General features: G+C 69.6%; 15 protein-coding genes, 1 tRNA gene and 1 pseudogene. 8 read left to right on the forward strand and 9 right to left on the reverse strand.

From position 1 onward, the window contains the following. Nucleotides 1-2: 2 nt before the first annotated feature. Nucleotides 3-2,891 (reverse strand): SNF2-related protein, encoded by a 2,889-nt coding sequence (locus GGQ91_RS04410; protein ID WP_343066751.1) that lies wholly within the window; start codon nucleotides 2,889-2,891, stop codon nucleotides 3-5. 333 nt (nucleotides 2,892-3,224) lie between these two features. On the opposite strand from GGQ91_RS04410, the gene GGQ91_RS04415 reads away from it, so the two are divergent. Genes GGQ91_RS04415 through GGQ91_RS04425 form a run of 3 tightly spaced genes read left to right on the forward strand, consistent with a single transcriptional unit; the run spans nucleotide 3,225 to nucleotide 5,302 of the window. Beyond that, complete coding sequence (locus GGQ91_RS04415) at nucleotides 3,225-3,680, forward strand: hypothetical protein (protein WP_182591442.1); 456 nt, start codon at nucleotides 3,225-3,227, stop codon at nucleotides 3,678-3,680. Nucleotides 3,681-3,727: 47 nt separating this feature from the next. Then, nucleotides 3,728-4,537, forward strand: coding sequence for a hypothetical protein (locus GGQ91_RS04420; RefSeq protein ID WP_182591443.1), 810 nt, complete (start codon nucleotides 3,728-3,730; stop codon nucleotides 4,535-4,537). 15 nt (nucleotides 4,538-4,552) lie between these two features. After that, on the forward strand, nucleotides 4,553-5,302 hold the full coding sequence (locus GGQ91_RS04425) for a hypothetical protein (RefSeq protein ID WP_182591444.1): 750 nt from the start codon (nucleotides 4,553-4,555) through the stop codon (nucleotides 5,300-5,302). An 85-nt stretch (nucleotides 5,303-5,387) separates the two neighbouring features. Here the strand turns inward: GGQ91_RS04425 and GGQ91_RS04430 are convergent, their stop codons facing one another. The 4 genes from GGQ91_RS04430 to GGQ91_RS04445 all read right to left on the reverse strand — a co-directional run bounded on the left by GGQ91_RS04430 (nucleotide 5,388) and on the right by GGQ91_RS04445 (nucleotide 9,240). Next, the gene (locus GGQ91_RS04430; RefSeq protein ID WP_182591445.1) at nucleotides 5,388-5,624 is read right to left on the reverse strand and encodes a hypothetical protein; all 237 of its coding nucleotides are present in this window, start codon (nucleotides 5,622-5,624) and stop codon (nucleotides 5,388-5,390) included. A gap of 240 nt (nucleotides 5,625-5,864) precedes the next feature. After that, a complete protein-coding gene (locus GGQ91_RS04435) occupies nucleotides 5,865-7,622 on the reverse strand; it encodes a type IV secretion system DNA-binding domain-containing protein (RefSeq protein ID WP_182591446.1) in 1,758 nt (585 codons plus the stop codon). 92 nt (nucleotides 7,623-7,714) lie between these two features. Continuing rightward, a complete protein-coding gene (locus GGQ91_RS04440; protein ID WP_182591447.1) occupies nucleotides 7,715-7,861 on the reverse strand; it encodes a hypothetical protein in 147 nt (48 codons plus the stop codon). A 491-nt stretch (nucleotides 7,862-8,352) separates the two neighbouring features. Continuing rightward, entirely contained in the window at nucleotides 8,353-9,240 is an 888-nt protein-coding gene (locus GGQ91_RS04445; protein WP_182591448.1) for a hypothetical protein, read from the reverse strand. A 178-nt stretch (nucleotides 9,241-9,418) separates the two neighbouring features. Between GGQ91_RS04445 and mobF the strand changes: the two genes are divergently transcribed. The 5 genes and pseudogenes from mobF to GGQ91_RS28050 all read left to right on the forward strand — a co-directional run bounded on the left by mobF (nucleotide 9,419) and on the right by GGQ91_RS28050 (nucleotide 14,772). Then, entirely contained in the window at nucleotides 9,419-12,163 is a 2,745-nt protein-coding gene (gene mobF / locus GGQ91_RS04450; RefSeq protein WP_182591449.1) for a MobF family relaxase, read from the forward strand. Nucleotides 12,164-12,756: 593 nt separating this feature from the next. Then, nucleotides 12,757-12,927, forward strand: a complete 171-nt coding sequence (locus GGQ91_RS04455) for a hypothetical protein (protein WP_182591492.1) — start codon at nucleotides 12,757-12,759, stop codon at nucleotides 12,925-12,927. A gap of 204 nt (nucleotides 12,928-13,131) precedes the next feature. Beyond that, nucleotides 13,132-13,650: a recombinase family protein gene (locus GGQ91_RS28045; protein WP_246410543.1), complete on the forward strand. Its 519-nt coding sequence runs from the start codon at nucleotides 13,132-13,134 to the stop codon at nucleotides 13,648-13,650. 57 nt (nucleotides 13,651-13,707) lie between these two features. Beyond that, nucleotides 13,708-13,995: pseudogene (locus tag GGQ91_RS28355) on the forward strand (recombinase family protein); the annotation flags it as partial. Between the two features lie 45 nt (nucleotides 13,996-14,040). Continuing rightward, the gene (locus GGQ91_RS28050; protein WP_343066755.1) at nucleotides 14,041-14,772 is read left to right on the forward strand and encodes a recombinase zinc ribbon domain-containing protein; all 732 of its coding nucleotides are present in this window, start codon (nucleotides 14,041-14,043) and stop codon (nucleotides 14,770-14,772) included. On the opposite strand, the gene GGQ91_RS04465 is transcribed toward GGQ91_RS28050, so the two are convergent. From GGQ91_RS04465 to GGQ91_RS04480, 4 genes are all read right to left on the reverse strand, one after another. Further along, nucleotides 14,743-14,819: transfer RNA gene (locus GGQ91_RS04465), tRNA-Arg, on the reverse strand. The two genes, GGQ91_RS28050 and GGQ91_RS04465, sit on opposite strands and share 30 nt — an antisense overlap. 125 nt (nucleotides 14,820-14,944) lie before the next feature. Beyond that, on the reverse strand, nucleotides 14,945-15,685 hold the full coding sequence (locus GGQ91_RS04470; RefSeq protein ID WP_043379300.1) for a nucleotidyltransferase family protein: 741 nt from the start codon (nucleotides 15,683-15,685) through the stop codon (nucleotides 14,945-14,947). A 19-nt stretch (nucleotides 15,686-15,704) separates the two neighbouring features. Beyond that, nucleotides 15,705-17,267, reverse strand: coding sequence for a tRNA (adenosine(37)-N6)-threonylcarbamoyltransferase complex ATPase subunit type 1 TsaE (gene tsaE, locus GGQ91_RS04475; protein ID WP_246410544.1), 1,563 nt, complete (start codon nucleotides 17,265-17,267; stop codon nucleotides 15,705-15,707). A gap of 177 nt (nucleotides 17,268-17,444) precedes the next feature. After that, nucleotides 17,445-18,728 carry an EAL domain-containing protein gene (locus GGQ91_RS04480; protein ID WP_246410545.1) on the reverse strand — a complete coding sequence of 428 codons (1,284 nt, stop codon included), beginning with the start codon at nucleotides 18,726-18,728 and terminating at the stop codon, nucleotides 17,445-17,447. Nucleotides 18,729-18,794: the final 66 nt, after the last annotated feature.

The following is an 18,794-nucleotide window of genomic DNA, read 5'->3' on the forward strand; positions in this document are numbered from 1 at the left end:
ACTCAACGAAGCTGCCAACGGATGGTAAACAGAGGCGCGTCCTCGACCTTTTGTTCGAGCTTGGACTCGATCTGGGCGATCAGTTCAGCCCGCTGTCTGTCAATCTGGTCTTGTGCATCGAAAAGCGAACGACGCTTCTGATTGCGCGTCGCCTCGAGCGTCTTGATCTGCTTTTGACCTGCGAGCTTCTCTTCCAGCGTCAGGGCGGTCGTGGCCGCGCGTCGCGCCTCCTTAATGAGCCTGTCGATTTCCTTGATTTCACGCTCCAGCCCGACCTTGAGGTCATCCGCCCAGCCATCGAGCTTGTCGGCTTCGGCCTCGAAGAACCGCGCGTTGCGCTCCGATACACCACGACGGATCAGCGCCTGGGCTTCGCTCGAGGACTTTTCGATGCGGCCCACGGCGTCGGGGTTCGGCGTGACGTCTTGCCGACGTGTGCCGTGGATCGTCATCAAGCGATCGCAGATCTCCCGCGTCAGCAAATGCCCTTCATCGGTGATCCCCGACAGAAGGATGTGATCCTCGGCCTCATCCAGAGCCTCGACCGTCATCAAGGTCGCGACCAGCCAGCCAGCCTTCCCGACGAACGGTTCCAGAATGCTGATCTTGCCGGGGTGATTGGCATAGTCGAAATGCACCTCGGCCGGGGTGAGTTCGCGCGCCTTCGCGCGGGCGACAACGGCCTCGCCGAGGGGATGATTGAGCCGGTAGGTGTGCGCCTCGCCAGAACGTCGCGGCAACTCGTAGAGCCCGGGCGGGATCGCCGCGCCGTTCGCCCATCGCGGCCGAGCCGGCAAGGTGAAGGACGAGCTGTTGTGAAACGTTGCCTGCCCATCCAGTTCGTGGCGGGTTAGGCGCATCAAGCATTGCTCATAGCGATCGAGATGCACCTTCGCGTCCTCATCTCGAACGCGCAGCTTCTCCCGCACTTCGTCGTCGAACTTTTCGAGCAGCTTCTGGCGCGTCTGGCTCATCGCCGAATCGATTTCGAGGCTGAGCTCCAGCTGTAGTTGATCGAAGGCTGCCCGGATTTGTTCTGGTTGGCGGCACTCCTGATAGATGCCTGCGATCCGCTTCTCAAAATCGACGCCGGACTCGATCGCGCCCAAGACTTCGTCGCTGGCACCGAAGACGCCTTCGAAGAGGCGAAACTTCTCGGAAAGAAGCTGGTAGACCCGCTGGTCCGCCTCGTTCTTGCGATTGATGAAATTGACAACAACCACGTCGTGCTTCTGGCCGTAGCGATGGCAGCGGCCGATGCGCTGTTCCACCCTTTGCGGGTTCCATGGCAGATCATAATTCACGACGAGCGAGCAGAATTGCAGGTTGATGCCCTCGGCACCTGCTTCCGTCGCAATCATGATCTGACCTTCGTCACGGAAATAGTCGACCAGCGCGGATCTCATGTCCGCAGTCCGCGACCCGGTGACGCGATCGGATCCCGCGTGCCTTTCGATCCAGCGCGCATAGACTTCGCGGGACAGAGGGTCGGTGTTCGTTCCGTTGAACAAAACGACGCCACCAGCGTATGGGCTGCTGGACAGAATCCTTTGGAGATACTCTTGAGTTCGCCGTGACTCGGTGAAGATGATTGCCTTCTCAGCACCGCCCAGCTCGCGCGCTTTCGCGAAGGCTACGTCCAATGCCTTGAGCAGCGCCTTGCCCTTGGCGTTGTGCTCGATCGAAGTCGCCAGCTTCGCGAATGACTCGAGATCGGCGATTTCAGCCTCGATCGCTTTGCGGTCTGCGCCGGTAAGCGGCTCTTCACTCACATCCTCGGGCCACTCATCCGCGGTTGCATCAAGCGCTTCGAAGTCCTCCGAGAGCTCCTCCAGAGGCGTTGCAACGGCATGTGCAGCGAGCTTTGCTGTCAGCCTTTTCGAGATCGAGTTCAAGGCGCCTGCAATCGCGAATGTTGATGACGCCAGTAGCTTGCGGAGAACCAGCGTCATCAGCGACCGTTGCCCGGGGGGCAGCGCCTGCAGATTGTCACGCTGCAGATAGTCGGAGACGAGCTGATAAAGGCGGTCTTCGCCGTCCGCAGGAGTAAACTCCTCCACCAAAGGCAGGCGACGCGTATAGGGGATGTAGGCCGTCACTTGGCGCCGCAGTGTGCGGTGGCAGATTGGTTTCAGCCGCTGCTTCAGCGCCTCAAAACCCCGCTTATCGCCAGGATTCGCAAACTGGTCGCGGAAGCTTTTCACGTCGCCAAAGGCATGCTCGTCGATGAAACTGACAAGGCCATACAACTCAAGCAACGAATTCTGTAGCGGCGTCGCCGTCAGAAGAATCTTGTTCTTCTGAGCGAGAGCATTCTTGAGTGTGTTGGCAATGACATTCGATGGTTTATAGACGTTCCTCAGCCGGTGAGCCTCGTCTATCACAATCAGATCCCACGGAACCCGGTGCACATCGGATGCCTTGGAGCGTGCAAACTGATACGAACAGATCACGATTGCGTTCTCGACCTCGAACGGCTGGAAAAGACCATCGCGGATCGACTGATTGTATGACTTTGATTCAAGAATTACGCCGGGGAGCAGGAACTTCTCATTGAGTTCCTGGTGCCACTGTTTACGCAGATTCGATGGCGCAATAACCAAGATGCGACGCTTCCTCTCGGCCCATCGCTGCGAAATTACTAATCCGGCTTCAATTGTCTTTCCTAGGCCAACTTCATCCGCGAGCAGCGCGCCCTTTGAAAGGGGCGAGGCGAACGCAAACAGCGCGGCCTCAACCTGATGAGGATTCAGATCGACTTGGGCTCCAGCCACAGCGCCTGTGAGGCGCTCAGAGCTATCTGGCGCACACCGCTTTGTCAGCTCATGGGCCAGGAATTTCGCCTGGAAATCAGTGATCATTCTGCTGGTGCTGCCCTCGGGGCCACTCACCCGACCGCCTCCCCCGCCACTGCGGACCTGTATCATACCCGTGGCACACTCAGAATGAGAAACACCGCGGTTGGTCTGCGGGTAGGCCCCAGTTCCCTTGCCGTTCCCAGCATACCTTCTCGGTCGTACCGCCAAATGCGTGCACAACTGGAACGCCGTGGAAGCAAGGCATTGGTCACTGCAGGCATCGTAGCGCAACCGAAGGTGCACAGGTGTGCATGATTTTTGAATCGTTTCGAAGCATCCCGAAGCATTTCGAACGGCTTCGGGATGCTTCGGATTTTCACGATCGAAGGAACGCGAGTGTAAGTCGCGGGGCCTACGATCCCATTCATGGATCCCGAACGCCTCCAAGCCGGCCTGGCCCGGTTCGCCGCCGATCTGACCCTAGCGGGTGAACCCATCGCGTTCGATGTTGTCGTCGCGAGACATATCGATTTCCTGATCGAGGTCCGCGCGACGGGGTTACGGTGGCCTGCCATCGCCCGCATGCTCGCCGCGGCCGGCGCGCACCGGTCCGGCGGAGCCGCGTTCTCGGCCGACCAGATCCGCGCCAGCACCTCACGGGTGCGACGGCGGCGCACGAGCGTGGCTGCCTACCGCGTCCCCGAGCCGCCCCGTTCGGATCATCGCCTCTTGGCCCCACCGGAGCCGGTCCATCGGACGTCGGAGCGCACGCCCGGTCCTGATCCGTCACCACTGAGGATGACACGGGCGCGCGATCTTGCCGGACCCGACCTGTCCGACGCCGAGATCCTCGCGGCCCGGCGGCGCCTGCTCGGGTTCTGAGCGTCGCGCCATCGTCGGCGACCCGTCCCTCACCACCGGAGAAATCCATGCCCCTGGAAGATCTGCCACGCCACGTTGAAACCGACGACAACCGGGACGACGATCCCGGCGCGCCGATAGACGATGGCTTGGCAGAATGGCCCGCCAGCGACCTCGACTACATCGTGTACTACGATCCCGGCCACGAGTCCGCCCTGGACTTCGCGGCGATCGAACGGGAGCTTCTGGCCGAGATCGCTCCGCGCCATCGCGTCGTTCGCTTCGAGCGCCTGCACGCGGCGACCTTGCGCACCTGGTCGCCCTTCCCGACTCGCACCGTCGAGGAGGACTTCCTCCGACGGAGCTTCGGACGCGGGCCGGTGGCAGGTCTGACCGAGGCGCTGGGTCCGGCGGCGCTGCGGCGGCGTCAGGACTATCTCACCCATCATCAGGCCCGGGCCGAGAGCCTCGTGGCGATGCGCTGCCTCGCCTATATCGGACGTTCCGTCATCACCAGCGTCAAGACGCTCGTGCCGCTCGCAGAGCGCCCGCGCTGGCTGCGCCGCCCAGTCGACGAGATCCTGGCGCCCGTGTGTGGGCGGGCGTCGGGCACGGCGGGCGACGATCTGGAATCCCCCGAGCGTCCGATCACCAACCGGGATGGCCTCCTTCTGGCCTGCGATGCCTTTAGCGTCCGTCGGATCGTGCATCCGGCAGTGTCTACCACCCCCGATACAGTCGATCGCATGGGCCGGCGCGACCTTCGAGGGTGGTGCGGGCTCGATCACGAGGCCGTCCGCGCGCGGATCCAGTACGAGCTGGGTGAGGCCGAAGCCTGTTTCGGGCGACCCTTCAATCCGAGTGCCGCGGCTCTCTAGATCGCGCAACTCGTGATGGAATTGAGGATCGCCCTGGCGGAGATCGACCGGGCCCTCAAGGCCAACGATCCGACCTCGGGCGGCTCGGCCGCCGTAGCCGCGAACGAGGACGACGAACTGCAAATCCGCCTGCTCGAGCAATACGGTCCGGTTCGCCTCAGGGCCTGGCGGAAGAAGCGACTGCGGGACCACGTCCGCTTCGCTGCCCCCGCCGAGAGAGATAGTGAGGAGTATCAGGAGCCCGTCATACAACCAGCTCCCTCGCCCCTGCGCCGGCGCCTGCTGACGGCGTTCTACGGCGGTATGAGCCTGCCTTACGATCCGTTCTTCGCGCATGAATACGCCGCCGTGGAGGATCTGGCGCGCTGGATCGGACGGCTGCGCCGGGAGGGGCACGCGACCTTGGACCGGCGCATCGCCTGGGACCTGCGGGACATCGTCGACAAGAACCTGCTCGCTCTCGACCGCATGCTGGACGAGCCCGACGCGGCGGGCGCCGAGGCGCTGCTCGTCGAGTTGTTGCCGGTGGCCGGATGGGAGGCGTTGATCGAAGCCGCCGATCGGATCGCGGCGGGTGAGCGCGAGGCCTTCCCGGTAAGCTACCACCTGGTGCAAGCGGGCGACATCGGGCCGGGCGGAGGGATCGATGGCGCAGCAGGATCCGTCACGATCCGCGGCCCGTTCCTGATGCTGCCGCTGCGTGCGGCGGGTCGCTGGCGCGACCGGGCTCGGCAAATCCCGCCGCAGGGCCTCTACATCGATTGACCTCCGGGACGATCGGCGATGGTCCCTTGGTCATCGGCGGCCAGTCGGCCTGCAGGCGGCGTAGGCCGCCCGCGGGCTGTCGTCCTCAGAGCCCGCGCTGCTCGAGCAGGAACGTGACGAGCTCTAGCGCCGCGTGGGCCGCCCGCACGATCGGGATCAGCGCCCTGATCTCCTCATCGGTCATCGATTGTATGTTGCACGGGACCCTGCCGAAGGCCCGAAGGCAGGCGGCCTCGGCGAACTCCTGGGCTTCGGGTCCGTCGAGCCCGCTCAGCCCCTTGACCCGCTGCAGGAACGCGTTGCCAGCGAGGTTGAGGCGCATCGCGTTTGTCTGATCGTTACACATCGTCAGGTTCCTTCTTGGTGGATCGCGGGATCGGCCGCGCCGATCCCGGGCGAGTGAGGACACCGTGGGGGTGGCCTCTCGATCTCGCCCGGTGACCCTAGGATCGCCCGGGCGGCGGACATCGGAATCCGGGGCCGCCTTCGCGGCTGAGGGGCGGTATTCTTTGGAATCCGGGCGGCGTCCCCCGCCGCCCGGAGGATGGGTCGGAGCGGCCGCTCAGGCAGGTCGCGCCGGGCCGGTCGCCTCGGACGGTGCCGGCGCCCGCCGTCGTCCGGCGCTCAGCCACGCCGCCGGAACGAAGCCCTCCCGCCGCTTCGGCCAGACGGTGAGAGGCCAATCGAACTGGTAGACGTCACCGAGCCCGGCGATGACAGCGCGCACGACCTTGTGCCCGGGGTTCTTCGGGTCGGACCCGACCTGGTGCACGCCGAGATCGCGCTCCAGGGTCGTGGCCGAGACCAGCGGCAGCTCACCCCGCTCGGTCTTGAACCGGCCCTTCTTGTCGAGGTCCGTGTTGATCTCCCACCACACCAGGGTCCGCCGCTTCATCAGCGCCTCGGCCTGGTCCGCCGAGGTCCCGGCCGCCAGCGCCGAGAAGATCCGGATCCGGAACAGATCCCGCACCACCTGTCCCAAAACGGGACCGTAGACGAGCGGCACCTGGTTGAGGCTCTGCAGGGCGCCGATCACCACCAGGCCCTTCTCCCGTCCGGTCGCCAGGGCGGTCTCCAAGCGATCGATCCGCCCCAGGGCATGGAACTCGTCGAGCACCAGGGTCACGCGCCGCTGCGGGTCGACCGGCAGGCTGGGATCGCTCACCCCCACCGCCACGCACCGAAGCAGCGAGCCGGCGACCAGGGTCGAGAGTTCCTGGTATTCCGGTGCGGTCTGCACGATGACCGTCCCGGGGCCTTCGCCCCGCAGCCAGCGCCGGACCGAGAATTGCCGCTCGGGCGGCATGCGCCCCCAGGCCAGCGCCAGCGGCCGGACACCGTTCAGCGTCCCCGCCCACAGGGTGGCCATCACGCCGAAGGTGGTGTTGGTTAGCCCCTCCTCGCCCTCCTCGATCAGCGGACTGGCGCTGAGGTCGAGCCGCTCCACCCGCGCCTTGATCGCGGCGGGATCGTCGAGCAACCGTTCGGCGAGATCGCGGAAGGTCCAGGTCGTGCGCCCGGGCTCGCTCGCGAGTTCGCTGAGCACGTCGACGAACACCGCCCGCGCGCTTTGGGCCCAGAAGGCGCTCGAGCCCGAGATCGGGATGACGGCGGCGGCCAGATCGAGGTAGGCCGCCTCGCCGTGCAGGTCGGCCGCGGCGTCCCAGGCCCAGCCGTGGGCATGGTGGGCCGCGATCAGCGCGGCCTCGCCCGGCCGGAAGGATTGGGAGACGTCGCCCTTGACGCAGTGTAGCAGCACCCGATCGCCGCGGGCGATCGCCTGGCTCGCCAGGGCGCGGGCGATGTTGGACTTGCCGGAGCCCTTGTCGCCGACGATGAGCAGGTACTGGCCCTCTGCCTCGCGCGGCAGCCGCACGCCGGGCGCGAGCCAGAGCCCGGTCGCATCGGGATGACCGAAGCCCTGCCGCAGGCGCTCCGCGAGGGCGAGGCGGGCATACTCGTCGCGATGGAGCCGCGGCTGGCTCGGGTGCGGCATGGCCACAGCACAGTCCGACAGCGGCGTCCGATGCCAGCTGGCCAAGCCCGCGGCCAGACCGCCCACCGCGGCGCAGGCGAGCGCGAGGCCCACCCGCACCCACAGGCAATGATCGACCCAGGTGTCGCCGAGATACCGGGGCAGGTCCGACAGCGCGATCCGATGGGCGTCGGGCCAGCCGTTGGTGTAGGGCGGAGTCAGGGCGACGAAGGCGATCGCCGCGGCGATCGCGACCATGAGGCCGGTCGCGAGGGCGGCGATCACGGCGGGCTCGCGTGCCCGGCACGGTGCGGTGCCCAGGCGGGTGTCGAAGAACGTGGTCACGGTGAAGCTCCCGATGCGTTGAGAGAGGAAGTCGAGGGTGGGGGAGCGGGGGCGATCGATCGCCCCCGCGCAGGCGCGAGCGGGGTCGCGCGTCAGTGCCGGGTCAGCACCAGCCAGGCGAGGCCGGCGAGGATGGAGACGAGGCCGGCGACGAGGCCCCAGCGCCGCCCGAGCGCCTCGAACCCGGCTCGCCCGGTCCTCTCGGACCGCCACCACCCGGCGAAGTCCGCCCGGCGCACCGCGGGCGCCGGCGGACGCGCCGCAGGGACAGGGCGGGCCGCAGGCGCAGGGCGAGCCGCACGAACAGGGCGAGCCGCAGGCGCAGGACGGGCCGCAGGCGCAGGACGGGCCGCCCCCGCCGTCGCACGTGGCGCCGCCGCCCGCGCAGTGGGCGAGGGAGGGGACGCGGGCGGCGTCCCTGTGCCGAGCGTGAAGCCACGCAACTCGGCGACAAACCGCGCCAGGCCGTCTGGGCCAAGACGGCTCAGGCGCCGTGCGTCGAGGATGCCGGGATCACCCAGCGCCTCCCGGGCGGTCCGACTGGCCAGGGCGAGGCGCGCAGCCTCGCCCTCGCGCAGGATCCGCTCTTCCGCCGCCTCGCGCGCGTTCGCGCGCTCCGTCGAGGAAGACGCAGCGGGTCCTGTACCGATCGCCGGGGGGCCCTTCGCCCCCGCGATCGGCTCGGCCGCGCCGGCCGGACGCCCCGGGCTGGGGTGGCGATCCTCGGCCATCACGCCTCTCCCCGGGTGACGAGACTGGGCAGGACCCGGGCGAGTTCGACGCGCATGGCGCGCACGAACGCCGTCACCGCCGAGCGCATGATCTTGGCCTCGGAGATCTCCTCGCCGAGGAGCTGCGCCGCCTCGCTCGGGGCCATGCTCATCGCCTTGATGAACCGCAGCCCGTGATCCTCGTAGGCCGCCCAGGCGTCGGCCTCGATCAGCGGCATCACGAGGTGGTGCCGTCCCGGCTCGGCCAGGAACGGCGCGAGCCCCTCGCGCCAGACGAGGGCGGCCTCGGAGCGCGGCTTGAGGTCGGCGAGCCGACCGTCGCGCTGGTTCTCGACGAAGACCAGGCTCGCTCCCGGCAGCGCCTCGCCGAAGGTCCGCAGCGCGACCGTGGCTTGGCGCATGGCCTCCGCCTCGACGGTCGACGGCACCATCACGACCGGGCGCACCCCCCAGGCGGTGAGGTCCTCCTGCAACTCGGTCTTGCGCATCCACAGCGCCGTGAGCTCGACCCGGTTGGCGCCGGCTTCGAGCAGCACGTGGCCGCCAGTGCGCGCCGCATCGCCGAGCGCGGTGTAGACCGGCGCGAACGGACTGGTCAGGGCCCGTGGCTGGCGCATCGCCGCCTCGAAGTCCGGCACGATCGTGCCGACCTGCGCGCCCAGCATCGCCTCCAGGCGGCGCTGGTCGTCGACCTGGAAAGCCCGGTAGGACTGACCGGTCATCGTCCAGAGATCGGCGATGAGCGTGGCCAGCAACGTCTTGCCGACGCCGCCCTTGGCGTTGCCGAGCGTGAGGAAGTCGGACGCGGGCGTGCTCGACAGGGCCGTCGTGGCGGCGAGTTCGGCCGCCAGCTCGGGCGACGATGTACGGGGGGACTTGATCCTCATGGTCGGCTCTCCTGCCTGTAACCGCGGGTCGTGCCCGTCGGCGGTGCAGGTCTCGCCCAAGACGCATCCCGGTCGTCGGAATCCGGGACAAGCGCAGGCTCGTGTCCGCCGATCGTTCGGATTCCGAATGCGCGCGGCCCCGCAACCCTAGTCGGACGCCTCCCTCCCGGAGGCGAACATGGTCGCGACCATCTCGGCCGGAACCTCGGCCCGTTATTATCTAGCTCAGGTCGAATACTATCTTGGCGGCCGCGAGCCCGAGGGCCGCTGGCTCCTCACCGAGCCCGCCCTCGGCGTCATCGCTGGCACACCCGTCGCCCGCACCGCCTTCGAGAACCTGCATGCCGGCCGCCACGCCGACGGTCGAGCCCTTCTGCAGGGCGGGCACATGAAGACCACGGACGGGGGAGCACGCACCGGCGGCTACGACATCACCTTCTCTGCGCCGAAATCCGTCTCGGTCCTGGCCGCGCTCGGGGACGACGCCCTGCGCGACGCGATCGAGGCGGCCCAGGAACAGGCCGTGGCTGAAGCGATGCGCTTCCTCGACTGTGAGGCCGCCTTCTGCCGGCGCGGCAAGGCCGGCGCCATCCGGGAGCCCGTCCGCCTCACCGTCGCGCTGTTCCGGCACGGGGAGGCGAGGCCGGCCGAACACGTCGACGGAACGACCTTCGCCGACCCGGCGACCCATCACCATGCCGTCGTGGTGAACGCTTCCTTGCGTTCGGACGGAAGTTTTGGGGCTCTGGACGGTAAGGCTTTCTTCACCATGAAGATGGCCGCGGGGGCGCGCTACCACCTAGAGCTCGCCTCGCGCCTCCAGACCCTCGGCCTGGCGATCGAGGCTACCGGCGGCAACGGCCTGTTCGAGGTCGCCGGGGTCGATCCCGGTCTGTGCGCGTACTTCTCGGCGCGCCGGCACGAGATCGCCGACGAACTCGCCGCCGCCGGCATCGCACACAGCGCCGACGCCCCGGCGCTGGCCGCGGCCAAAGCCCGCGCCACCCGCGGGGTCAAGCGCGAGGATGAGTTCGAGGCCCACGGCGGCGATCGGCGGGCCGCGTGGCGTGCCCGTGCCGCCGCCCGTGGGTTCGATCCCGCCGCTCTGACCGCGGGCGCCTTGCAGGCCGGCCGGGAGCGCGCGCCGGCGCGCAAGCTGGATCGGGTAGAGGCGCTGATCCGCGCGCGGGTCGACGCCGTCCCGCGCGCGCTCACCGAGACGCAGTCGCTGGTCGAGCACCGCCACCTCGTCGCCGGCGTTGCCGCCGCGCTGGTCGAGACCGGCGTCAAGGCCGCGCGCGCCGACGCCGAGCTCGCCCGTCTCGTAGCGGAAGGAGCGGTCGTCGCCCTCCGCCGGGATCGCCGCTGGCCGCATCCGATCTACTCCACCCCCGAGGTGATCGCGCTGGAGCGAGACCTGCGCCGCATGGCCCGTGCCCTCGCAGGCGTCTCGCTCGCCGGCATCCCCGATCCCAGCCGCGTCGCCGACCTCGTGCGACAGGACGGACTTAACCCGGAACAGGCCGAGGCGGCGCGGCTGGCGACCGGGCCGGCCGCCCTCTGCATCGCCGAAGGCTCTCCCGGCAGCGGAAAGTCGACGTTGCTCCGGCCGGTCTCGTCCGCGTGGACGGAATCCGGTTGGCGGGTCATTGGCGCGGCCACCGCCTGGAAGGTCGCGCACGCCCTGCGCGACGACCTCTGCATCGAGGCGCGGGCGGTCGATTCCTGGCTCGAGGGCGCCGCGCACGGCCGTCCCTTCCTGACTGACCGGACCTGCCTGATCGTCGACGAGGCCGGTCTGCTGTCAAGCCGCCAGCTTCACCGCATACTCGCGGAGGTCGAGCGCGCCCGCGCTGCCGGGCTCAGGGTCGCCGTGCGGCTCGTCGGCGACCGCAAGCAGCTCCAGCCGATCGGCGGCCCGGGCCTGCGCATCGTCGCCGACGCAGTCGGGACCACCCGCGTCGACACCATCGTGCGCCAGCGCGAGGCCTGGACGCGCGAGGTGGTGACCCACCTCGGACAGGGACGGACCGCGGAGGCGCTGGCGCTCCTCGACGCACAGGGCGCCGTCACCGAATGCACGAGTTCGCAGGCCGTCGCCGCCGCGATGGTCGCGGCCTGGAGCGCGGCGCGGGCGGCAAACCCCGAGGCCCCCGCGCCGCTGCTGATCGCCCGCACCAACGTGCAGGTGCGGGCGCTGAACGCCGGCATCCGCGAGGTCCTGCGCCGCGAGGGCAGCCTTGCGCCGACGGACGCCGCCACGCTCACCGCGGTCACGTCCTCGGGCCGCCCCTATCTCCTGGGCTTGGCCGTCGGCGACCCGGTCAGGTTCCTCGCGCGGCTCGACGCGCTCGGCGTCGTCAACGGCACCGAGGCGGTGCTGACCGGTATCGAGGGAAGGGGAGACGGGCTCAGCCGGGATGCGGACCTGCGCCTGACCGCGCGGATCGGCGGCAGAGAGGTCTCTTTCCGCCCGCGCGATCTGGCTGACGAGCACCGCCGCATTCGCTTGGCGAGCGCCCACGCCACGACGATCTACGGCAGCCAGGGGCTCACGACCGAATCCGCGTTGGTATGGGGCGATGCCGGTCTCGACCGTCACGACGCCTTCGTCGCGATGAGCCGCGCCCGAGGGGTCACGCGGCTGTTCGTCGACCGAGCAGGCCTCGACGCCCGGGTTCGCGAGGAGCGCGCGCTGTCCGATCGCGCCCGGCCCGTCGAAGCGGACGAGCGACGCGCGACCCTCGCCCGGCTGATGGCACGCTCGGGCGAGAAGGCCTCGACCCTCGACCTCGCGGAGGAGATACCGGGCCAAGCCGGGCGGGCTCCCCCTTCGCCCGAGCCCGCGACCGTCCCGCCCCCGCAGGGCGGGCGTGGGGCACGGCCCCGCCACCGCGGGCGAGGGCTCGGCCGCGATGGCTGAGCTCGCCCAGGGCCGGCCCCTCACCGGCGCAGGGCCTCGATCCCCAGTTCCTGCTTCATCCAGCCGAGGCGTCACTCGCCATCGGATCGTCCGGCTGCGGCCGAACGGGGCACTCGCTCATCCCTCGCGATCACCCCGATTCTATCGCCGCGTGGTCGGGCTCAGATGCCGGCAACCCTTCGCTAATCTCCAGATCAGTCGAGTTCAGACCTGCGTAGTTCAGCTTCGAGCGGCCCCCTTGCCAAGCTCGATGCTTGGCCGGACCCTGGTCCTGCAGGCTGATCGCCGCCGCTTCGCTGAAGCGGCCCGGAGGTCCGGCCTGCCGCGCCGGGGAAGGTGAGGTATCCTTCCCACGCTGGCCGGCGGCCGGCCCCGGATGCGTAGGCCGCCGGTCGGCGTGGGACCTCACGTGACCCGTGGTGTCGAGCATCCCCGCCCCGCCGGTGGCTCGCGCGCCTCGCGCAAAAAAGCCGGCACGAACGAACGAGGGCGCGGTAGCCGGCGCCGACCCGACGCACTCTGCCCAGCCCGACACCAAAGCGGTGGGGACGGCGAGCGTGTGTACCCCGCAGCGGACGAGGCCGGTTGCCCCGGTGCCGTCGCGCCCGCTCGTGCGCCGGCAACCCCGGCCCGATCCCGCCTGCGCCTACACGGTCGTCGACGACTTGCCGCGTCCCGTACCGGTCAGCCGCGCCGAGTTGGAGGTGCTGGAGATGTATCTCGGCCCGGCCCTCGACGCCCTCCTGCGCGAGATGGCCCGGTGATCGGATCTCTCTGTCTCCCCCGGCGCGGGCTTCACTGTCGGGACAGTCGGGACAGTCGGAACCGCCCGGCCGACCGGCTCCTGTGGAGAGCCGTCCGGCGGGGCTTGCCGCCGAGTCGGCCGAGCCACAGCCTTTCCTCAACCTCGCCCTGAACGCCCCGCCGCAGAGCCGCGCCCGATGACCGTTTACACCCGAGCCCCGCACATGGCGAACCTCCCCGAGGGGGCGCTGAGGATCTGCGGCTATCTCCGCGTCTCGACGGGACGCCAGGCGGAAGGCGACCTTTCGATCCCGGATCAGCGCAAGCAGATCCACGCGTTCTGCGCCGCCAAGGGCTGGCAGGTGGTCGGCGAGTACGTCGAGCCGGGCGCCTCGGCCACAGACGACAACCGGCCCGAGTTCCAGAGGATGATCGAGCGCGCGGGCGACGACGATCACCCTTACGACGCCGTCGTCGTCCGTTCCTACTCGCGCTTCTTCCGCGACAGTTTTGGCCTGGAGATGTATATCCGCCGCCTCGGCAAGGCCAGGGTGCGCCTGATCTCGATCACGCAGGAACTCGGCGACGACCCGGCGCAGGCCATGATGCGCCAGGTCATCGCCCTGTTCGACGAGTACCAGTCGAAGGAGAACGCCAAGCACGTGCTGCGTGCGATGAAGGAGAACGCCCGGCAGGGCTTCTACAACGGCGCCCCGGTGCCGCTCGGCTATAGGGTGGAATAGGTCGAGAAGCGCGGGGCCCGGGTCAAGAAGCGGCTCGCAGTCGATCCGGTCGAGGAGGAGACCGTCAAGCTGATATTCCGCCTGTATCGCCACGGCGACGGGTCGAGCGGGCCGCTCGGGGTCAAGGCTATCACCTGCTACCTAAACGAGCGCGGCTATCGCACCCGGGCGGGGGCCAGGTTCGGGGTCGCCACCGTCCACGGCCTGCTGACCAACCGGGTGTATGTCGGCGAGTGGACCTTCAACAAACGCTGCTCGAAAACCCTGCGGGTGAAGCCGCAAGCCGAACATATTCCGATCAGCGTGCCGGCGATCATCGACCTGGCCGAGTTCGAGGCGGTGCAGGCGACGCTCAAGGCGCACAACCCCCGCACCACGCCGGCCCGGGTCGTGACCGGCCCGATCCTGCTGACAGGCCTGGCCACCTGCACGACCTGCAAGGGGCCGATGACGCTGCGCACCGGCACGTCGAAATCCGGCAAGGTCCATCGCTACTACAGCTGCTCGACGCACGGGCGGCAGGGCCGGACCGGCTGCACCGGCCGCAGCATTCCGATGGATATTTTGGATACCATGGTGACCGATCACCTCGTCGCCGAGTTGCTGCAGCCGGATCGGCTGCGGGCGACGCTCGCTTCGCTATGGACGCTGCGGGCAGAGAAGACGGCGCAGGTCGATGGGCGCGTCGCGGCCCTGCGTGGGGAGCTTGCCGGGGCGGAGGAGAAGCTGAAGCGGCTCTATCGGATGGTCGAGGAGGGGGTGACCGATCTCGACGACATCCTCAAGGCGCGGATCTCGGCGTTGAAGGAGGAGCGGGATCGGGTGCGGGCCACGCTCGACCGAATCCACATCGCCGAGCGCCCGCCGGCCGAGATCGCCCCGGAGCTCATCGAGAAGTTCGGACAGCTCATGCGGGCGAACGTGACGAGCGGCGAGATCCCGTTCCGGAAGGCGTGGCTGCAGGCGATTGTCGATCGGGTCGAGGTCGATGCCGACGTGATCCGCATCATCGGCGACAAGGCCAGCCTGGAAGCCGCCATCGTCGGCGCTGCCTCATCAGCTGCGCCCGGTATTCGCAGATCTGTACGGAAGTGGCGCGCCCGAAAGGATTCGAACCTCTGACCCCCAGATTCGTAGTCTGGTGCTCTATCCAGCTGAGCTACGGGCGCCTGACACGGCGGCGGGGTCTTGGCCCGCCGGTGTGAAGGGGCTTCTAGAGGCTCGGATCCGGCTTGGCAAGACACTTTGGACAACGACTTGCGCGGCCCATGCGTCCCACCTCGCTCCCCCGGACCTACGGAGTCCGCGCGCTCGCCCGCACGCGCTCCTCGGCGGCCCGGATCGCCTCGGGCGTTCCGACATGCAGCCACTGGCCGTCGAGCCGCATCCCGAAAAGCCGCCCCGCCGCGATCGCCCGGTCGAACAGCAGGTTGAGGGAGAAGGCGCCCGTCGGCGTGTCCGCGAACAGGCTCGGCGTGAGGATCGCCACGCCCGCGTAGATGAAGGGCGCCACCTCACGCTCGCCGCGCCGCTCCAGGCGCCCGTCCGGGTCCATCACGAAGTCACCGGCCCCTTCGTAGCCGAGGCTGGTGGCGGTGGGGGCCACCAGCAACAGGCCATCCATGCGGTCCCCATCCCAGCTCTCGATCAACCGGCGCAGGTTGGAGGCCGGCCCCTCGAGCCAGAACGAATCCGAGTTCAGCACCACGAACGGCCCCGCGCCCAGCAGCGGCAAGGCCTTGCGGATGCCACCGCCCGTCTCCAGCAACGCTCCACGCTCGTCGGACACGAGCGTGGCCGGCCCCTCGGTCCGGCCCGCAAGATGCCCCTCGATCAGGTCGGCGAGATAGTGGACGTTGACGACCGCGGTCCCGATTCCGGCCTCGGCGACCCGGTCCAGGGCGTGATCGAGCAGAGCCTTGCCGGCGACCTCCACCAGGGGCTTCGGCACCGTGGCGGTCACCGGCCGCATGCGCTTGCCCAGGCCCGCGGCCAGGACGAAGGCGCGGCTGACGGCGGGGGCGGGCTCGCTCATGCGGTCGGGAATCCGATGGTCAGGGTTCGGGAGCCGGAGCGACGAGGCCCGGCAGATGATCCGCGTGCCACGCCCGCAGTCCGGCGAGCGCCGGATGGGCGAGGTTGCGGGCGAGATAACCCTCGATCCGCGGCAGATGGGCGAGATAACCGGGCTTGCCGTCGCGCCGGTCCAGGCGCGCGAAGATGCCGAGGATCTTCGTGGCCCGCTGGGCCGCAAGCAGCGCGTAGGCGGTGGCGAAGGCCCCGACATCGAAGGCCGGGTCCCGGCCGCGGCGCTCGCGGGCGTAGAGGCCGAGCAGCCGCAGCTCGAACTCGGCGCTGGAATCGACCCGGGCATCCTGCAGCAGGGAGGCGACGTCGTAGGCCGGGTGGCCCATGACGGCGTCCTGAAAGTCGATCAGCCCGACCCGCTCCAGCCCGTCGCGCTCGGGCAGCCAGATCAGGTTCGGGGAGTGGTAGTCGCGCAGGGTCCAGGTCGGCCGGTCCGGTATCGCGCCCTGAAGCGCCTCCCGCCACAGGTCGACGAACGCCGCCCGCGCCTCCGCCGTCAGGCGGACGTTCCGGATCGCCGGCGCGTACCATTCGGGCATCAGTTCCGCCTCGAACAGCAGCGCCTCCATGTCATAGGGCGGCAGCACGTGCTCGATCCCGTCCTCCACCGGCAGGGCCGAGGGGAGCGGGTTGGCGTGGAGCTTGGCGAGCACGCGCACAGCCTCGGCGTAGCGCTCGGGCCGCGGGGCGCCCCCCTCGATCACCGGCTCGCTGCCGAGATCCTCAAGGATCAGCAGGCCCTCGGCGAGGTCCTCGCCGTAGATTTTGGGCGCCGAGAGGCCGAGCGCCCGCAGGCCGCGGTCCAGGGCCACGAAGGCGTGGACGCTCTCGGCGAGGTGCACGATCGCGCTGTAGGGCTTGCCGTCCCGCACCGGGGGCCCGTCCGGCCGAGGCGGCGCGATCATCAGCACGGCGCTGGTGCCGTCGGGCTTGGTCAGGCGCTCGTAGGCGCGGGAGGAGGCGTCTCCCTGCATCAGCGTCCGCTCGGCGATGTCCCACCCGCTGCGGTCGAGGAGGCGGCGCACCGCCCGGGCCCGATCGAGGCGGGCGCGCATGCCGCCGGTGCCGTCGATCCGGGCGAGCCGCGCCTCGGGGCCGAACTCCGCCCGCAGGGACAGGTCGACGGTCAGCACCGGACCGTCGCGGGGCGGCATCCGGTCCGGCCACTCGACCAGGGTGATCGCGCCCTCGGCCATCTCGTCGAAGCCGAGTTCCACCAATTCGTCGGGGTCGCGCAGCCGGTAGAGGTCGGCATGGATGATCGGCCGACCGTCCCGGGCCGCATAGGGCTGGATCAGCGTGAAGGTCGGGCTCGGAACCTCCAGCTGCGCGTCGCCGGCGAGTTCGCGGATCACCGCGCGGGCGAGCGTGGTCTTGCCGCCGCCGAGGCCACCCGACAGGGCGACGACGTCGCCGGGGAGCAGAAACTCGGAGAGGAACAGGCCGAGATCCTCCGTGGCCGTCTCGTCCGGCAGCACGAATTCCCAGGGCACCGGCCGCGCGGATGCGCCTGCCGCCCCATCGGCCATCTGCCCGTCCCGCTCGTCTCCGCCCAAAGCCCGCCTCCGAGACCCGAAGACGCATGGTCCGAAAACACGCACCGGATGCAAGCGTTTCCGCCCGGAGCCGCGCGCTTCCCGCCGGCCCGGTGCATCGAAACCACGCTCGCGGAGGCGGCAAACGTCGCCGCCGAGGCCCGGACTCCCTCAGATCCGGGCGCCGTGGCCCCCCTGCCGCCCGGAATCGGCCAATTCGGCCGGCCCGCACCGCCAGCGCAGGGCATCCCAGGCAGCCGCCGCCGCAAGGGCATCGGCCTGCGGCATCGGGCGGCCGAAATGGTAGCCCTGGCCCAGGGCGCAGCCCATCGCCGCCAGGGCCTCCGCCTCGGCGCGGCCCTCGATGCCCTCCGCGACCGCCGCGACCCCGATCTCCTCGGCGAGCCGCAGGATGGTCTGGACGATCCGGCGATCGCGCGGCTCCGCCAGCATCGCCCGGACGAAGGCCCGGTCGACCTTCAGCGTGGTGATCGGCAGGGCGCTGAGATGACTGAGCGAGGAATAGCCCGTGCCGAAATCGTCCACCGCGATGCCGAGGCCGGCCGCGCGGCAGCGCGCGAGGGCGGCGGCGGCGCCGGCCGGATCCTGCATCAGCGTGCTCTCGGTGATCTCGAGCTTGAGGGCCCCGGGGGCGATACCGGTCCGGCGCAGCATCGCGTCGATCAGGCCCGGAATGTCCGACCGGGCGAGGTCCTGGGCGGTGACGTTGAAGCTGACGAACAGGGAGGCTTCGACGGAGGCGGGGGCCTGCAGACCGGCCTGCAGGATCGGGGGCACGATCCGGCCGATCTCGCCGATCACCCAGGCAGTGATGGCGACGATCAGGCCGCTCGCCTCGGCGGCCGGGATGAAGGCCGCGGGCGGCACGAGCCCGCGCTCGGGATCGTGCCAGCGGATCAGGGCCTCGAAGCCGGCGAGCCGCCCGGTGGCGAGCCGCACGATCGGCTGCAGGAACAGCGCGAACTCGTCCTGGGCTAGGGCCCGCCGCAAGGCGCGCTCCTGCGCGAGGGCGGCGACCGTCGCGTCGAAATCGGCTCGGGCGGCCGGCGAAAGCGCCGCCGGCCGGCTCCCCGCCACCGCCGGTCCGAGGCGCGGCAGGGTCTCCCGGAACCGGGCGATGAGCCCCTCGAGGCAGAGGCGCAGGATCGGATCGGCGCCGGCGAGCCGCTGGCGGATCTGCGCCGCCCCCACGGGCACGAGCACGCAGTCCTCCTCGGCGCGGACGCCGGCGGAGCGCGGGAGGGCGTCGAGGATGGCCATCTCGCCGAAGAGCTCGCCGGCCCCGCGCCGGCCGAGCACCGACTCGCCGCCGTCGCGCCGCCGGAAGATCGCGATGCGCCCGCTCAGGATCAGGTAGGCACAGTGCCCGATCGCCCCCTCCTCGAACAGGACGGCGCCGGCCGGGAGGGTGACGGGCTCGGAGAGATCCTGCATCGGCCGGGGCGCTGCGACGTCGACGGGGAAGGCCGGAGCGACCCCTGGCACAGCGATCTTAAGATC

Source organism: Methylobacterium fujisawaense (assembly GCF_014138435.1).
In the GTDB taxonomy this organism is placed as follows: domain Bacteria; phylum Pseudomonadota; class Alphaproteobacteria; order Rhizobiales; family Beijerinckiaceae; genus Methylobacterium; species Methylobacterium fujisawaense.

Bases quoted from the DNA above. Each gene is read 5' to 3' on its own strand.
- mobF (WP_182591449.1), top strand. From the start codon at position 9,419: ATGGTCGCGACCATCTCGGCCGGAACCTCGGCCCGTTATTATCTAGCT.
- GGQ91_RS04415 (WP_182591442.1), top strand. From the start codon at position 3,225: ATGGATCCCGAACGCCTCCAAGCCGGCCTGGCCCGGTTCGCCGCCGAT.
- GGQ91_RS04480 (WP_246410545.1), bottom strand. From the start codon at position 18,728: ATGCAGGATCTCTCCGAGCCCGTCACCCTCCCGGCCGGCGCCGTCCTG.
- GGQ91_RS04470 (WP_043379300.1), bottom strand. From the start codon at position 15,685: ATGAGCGAGCCCGCCCCCGCCGTCAGCCGCGCCTTCGTCCTGGCCGCG.
- GGQ91_RS28045 (WP_246410543.1), top strand. From the start codon at position 13,132: ATGGCGAACCTCCCCGAGGGGGCGCTGAGGATCTGCGGCTATCTCCGC.
- tsaE (WP_246410544.1), bottom strand. From the start codon at position 17,267: ATGGCCGATGGGGCGGCAGGCGCATCCGCGCGGCCGGTGCCCTGGGAA.
- GGQ91_RS04420 (WP_182591443.1), top strand. From the start codon at position 3,728: ATGCCCCTGGAAGATCTGCCACGCCACGTTGAAACCGACGACAACCGG.
- GGQ91_RS04430 (WP_182591445.1), bottom strand. From the start codon at position 5,624: ATGCGCCTCAACCTCGCTGGCAACGCGTTCCTGCAGCGGGTCAAGGGG.
- GGQ91_RS04445 (WP_182591448.1), bottom strand. From the start codon at position 9,240: ATGAGGATCAAGTCCCCCCGTACATCGTCGCCCGAGCTGGCGGCCGAA.
- GGQ91_RS04425 (WP_182591444.1), top strand. From the start codon at position 4,553: ATGGAATTGAGGATCGCCCTGGCGGAGATCGACCGGGCCCTCAAGGCC.